This window comes from Streptomyces purpureus, assembly GCF_014648195.1.
Taxonomy (GTDB): Bacteria; Actinomycetota; Actinomycetes; order Streptomycetales; family Streptomycetaceae; genus Streptomyces; species Streptomyces purpureus.
This window is the reverse complement of record NZ_BMQQ01000065.1, coordinates 1-3483: the sequence shown is the minus strand read 5'-3', so window position 1 is coordinate 3483 and position 3483 is coordinate 1. Positions and strand designations below refer to the sequence as shown.

The window sequence follows — 3483 nt, the reverse complement described above, 5'->3', positions numbered from 1 at the left end:
GCTCACAGAAGGGTGAGCTGGGTGGCCTGCGCGCCGGGGTGCGCGCTCTTCTCGTCGGCCGGGATGCGCCGGGACGCGCCGGTCAGCGAATGGGGCGGATCATCACGGTGAGGAGTGGCGAGGCCGGTGATGGCTGACTTTGCCCGATGTCCTCGTACCCCCATGACCGGTAGAGGGCGTGTACCTTCCCTTCACCAGCGGCCGGGTTGACCATGAGCGTCACGAATGGCTCGTCGCGAGCGGCGAGGAGAGCGTCATGGATGCGCCGGGAGGCGCCGGTGCCGCGCCACGCGGGGCGTACGCCGATCTCCTTCAGCGCCAGCGCGGGACGCCCGGTGTACTCCTCGGCCGGCGCCGGGGTGGTGCGCTGCCAGTACCGGTCACCGTGCTCGATGCGGTTGCCGTACGCGTAGCCGACCGGATGCCCGTCCGCGTACGCGAGAACGGCCACGAACCAGGTTCGGTGCCGTGCCGGTGTCCGCCGTGGCGGTGGTCGCTGGCGACGATCTCGGCGACCTGGCCGACCGAGCGGTCACCACGCCGGCACAGCTCGACTATCTCGGCCTTGAACTCCGGCGTGAACGAGCGGCGAGGACGCGGCTTCTTCTTCCCCATGCTCTCCATGATGGACATCATCCTTCCGGGACCGAAGCCCCTGATCTCCGATGTCCGTCAAAGCGGATCAAGCCCAGTCACGTTCGATGAGTCCGGCCGTGTGGCGGTGCTGTCCGACATCGAGCGGAGCGCGTACGTGCTGCGGTGGCCAGGCGGATCGCGGACGTGGACGGTTCCGCGACACGTTGTTCTGCGGGTAGCGAGGACGTTGGACGAGCGGCGTGCGGCGGGTGATCTCGCGTGAGCGCGTGGGCGGGGATCGCACGCAGATCTCGGCTGCGCGCGGTGCCTCTCGGGCGGTGGGGCCCGGGACGGCACGACTCCCGCCCTGTGGTCGGAGGCGGGACGGCCCGGAGGCGTCCCCCATCGCCACCGGCCGCCCCTCTTCCCGCATGGAGCACGGCCCGGACACCGCTGGCACACCCAATGGGAACCGCTCGTGACCATCGCTCCGGAGGTACCCGCAGCACCCGATGCGCCCACGTTGTCGAGGCTTCGTCGAGTGCCCCCACGTTGCGCGCGAACTCCGTGGCGAAACGCTCGGCAACTCCCGCTCTCCAGTAATTCGGTCACGGCAGGAGCTACCGCGAGGGAAGCGCAGCCGCTGCTACCGCAGTTCTTTCTCGACGAGCCGGAGGTAGCTGAATGGGTGCTCTTGCTTTTTCTGGATCGCAGGACGAATCTCGCGAGTGGCGATATTGAACCCGATGCTTCCGGCGATTCCGGCTACCCATCCGAGGTCTGGGAGGACCAGGGCTCCGACTGCTGCGGTGCTCATTTGAGGCCGTCCCAGTACAGCAAGGCTTCGTGGACCACTTTTGGCGGAGGCTTGGTCAGCGGGTAGTAGAGAAGTGTGGTCATTTGTCCCCCTTGGCGCTGGGTAATTTTTGCGACTGCCGCCTAATTAGGGGGCCGCGAAGGCATTGGTGCGCCGAACGGAGTCCTCGCACTTGCCGTTGGCGGCGAGGGCAAAGCCCAGGTGGGGGACCGGCCTGCTCGCCCGCCGGTCACCCTCAAGATCAACTGGGGAATTTGCGGGCGGCCTCTGTGGTCGAGGAGACTTGGAGTAGAGGCTCTCTCAGGAGGCGATCATGTCTGAGGTGAGTAACAAGGAAACGGCCCGGCGTGCGTTCGAGGACGTGTTCACTCGCGGCGACTACGCGGCGATTCCGGAGATCTTCAGTTCCAATCTCGTCCAGCACCATCCGGATGAACCGTATGAGACGCGTGGACAAGAGGGTATCCGGGCGAGGATCACCGCCTACCGGACTGCCTTCCCAGACTTGACCACTACGGTTGAAGACTGCTTCGGGGAAGGCGATCGGGTCGCGATTCGCTACATGGTGCGCGGAACCAACAGCGGCGAGATCATGGGCATGGAGCCAACTGGCAAGTCAATTGCGATTGAAGCGGAGGCGATCTATCGCTTCGAGAGCGGGAGGGTCGCCGAGATCTGGGATGCTTGGAACGTCCTCAGCTTGATGCAACAGCTCGGCCTGGCTTCTTGAGCTCGGGGGCGGTTGGCCTCGGGCTTTCATCGAGCGGGCTGTCCGGCAGGTGATCAGCGCAGCAGAAAGCGCCTCTGACCAGCGAGAATAAGGATTGTTGAGGCCCTTGTTCCCGCGTTCGTCGGAGGCACTTTCCAGGTGAAGAAGCGTATCGGGTCATACCCGCGTGTCCGGTCGAGGGTGGTGGCCGGGCGGTGGTCTCGCAGGCAGGTGCCGTGCTGCTGCTGGAGACCGTCCGTAAGTCCGGTCTGGATACAGCGATATCGGCGGCGCCGGCACCGTGGCGCAAGCCGCGTGCGGTCCACGATCCGGGCAAGATCCTGCTGGATGTGGCGCTCGCGGTCGCGCTCGGCGGAGACTGCCTGGCCGATGTGGCGATGCTGCGGGCCGAGCCCTTCGTGTTCGGCCGGGTCGCCTCCGACCCGACCGTCTCGCGCCTGATCGACACTCTGGCGTCGGGCGGCACACACGCTCTGGCGGCGATCCGTGCGGCCCGCACCGAAGTACGCGCCCGAGTCCGGCGGTTGGCGGGCGAGGCCGCCCCGGACGCCGGCGGGCAGGTGACCGTGGACCTGGACGGCGTGCTCGTCCTGGCGCACTCCGAGAAACAGGATGCCGCCGCGACCTGGAAGAAGACCTACGGCCATCATCCGCTGATGGGCTTCGTCGACCACGGCCCGGGCGGCAGCGGGGAGCCGGTCGCCGCCCTGCTGCGGCCCGGCAACGCGGGCTCCAACACCGCCGCCGACCACATCATCACCACCCAACTCGCCCTGGCCCAGTTGCCCAAGACCTACCGGCGCGGACGCCGGACACTGATCCGTACCGGGCAGGCGGCGGACGTTGTCGTCCTGGGCGGCCTTTTGCGTCAGCCGCTGGATCTCCTCGTGCTGGGCTGTGAGCCGGGAGACGGCCAGCGTCTTGAACGCGGCGAGCTCGGCCAGACCGCGTCCCGTTTCGCGATCCGTTCCTTGAGTTCGGCGACCTGGGCCTTAAGCCGTCCGATCTGCGACCTCCGGGGGCAGGGGCCTCGCCCACGTCGCGCTAAGCCTTCAGGCGACGCTCGAGCTCCTCGCCGGACGCAGGTGCTTGAACAGCGGCCGCATCAGGTTCTCCAGCCGCCGCTCGGACTCCATCACCGCCGCGGTGCCCGGCTCGTGGTCCTTGAACGCCGCCCGTCGATGCGCCTGAACGCTTTGCTGCCCAAACGCGGCGGCTGGTCGGTGACCGTCGGCTGACCGGTCGCAGCATCACGGCGGCCCCGCCCCTACGCCGACTGGGGCGGGCGACCGTCGGGCCCGCCCGCTGCTGATCGAGGCCGTGGCCCACCCCCGCCTGGGGCGGGCGGCGGAAGGGGCGT

General features: G+C 67.9%; 1 protein-coding gene and 2 pseudogenes. 2 read left to right on the top strand and 1 reads right to left on the bottom strand.

Features of this window, described 5'->3' with window-relative positions:
* Positions 1-82 precede the first annotated feature (82 nt).
* Positions 83-474, bottom strand: a pseudogene (locus IEZ01_RS34325) (GNAT family N-acetyltransferase); the annotation flags it as partial.
* Between the two features lie 1232 nt (positions 475-1706).
* On the opposite strand from IEZ01_RS34325, the gene IEZ01_RS34320 reads away from it, so the two are divergent.
* Both IEZ01_RS34320 and IEZ01_RS34315 read left to right on the top strand, forming a co-directional pair.
* A complete protein-coding gene (locus IEZ01_RS34320; RefSeq protein WP_189205698.1) occupies positions 1707-2123 on the top strand; it encodes an ester cyclase in 417 nt (138 codons plus the stop codon).
* A gap of 138 nt (positions 2124-2261) precedes the next feature.
* Positions 2262-2959 (top strand): annotated as a pseudogene (locus IEZ01_RS34315) (transposase); the annotation flags it as partial.
* Positions 2960-3483: the final 524 nt, after the last annotated feature.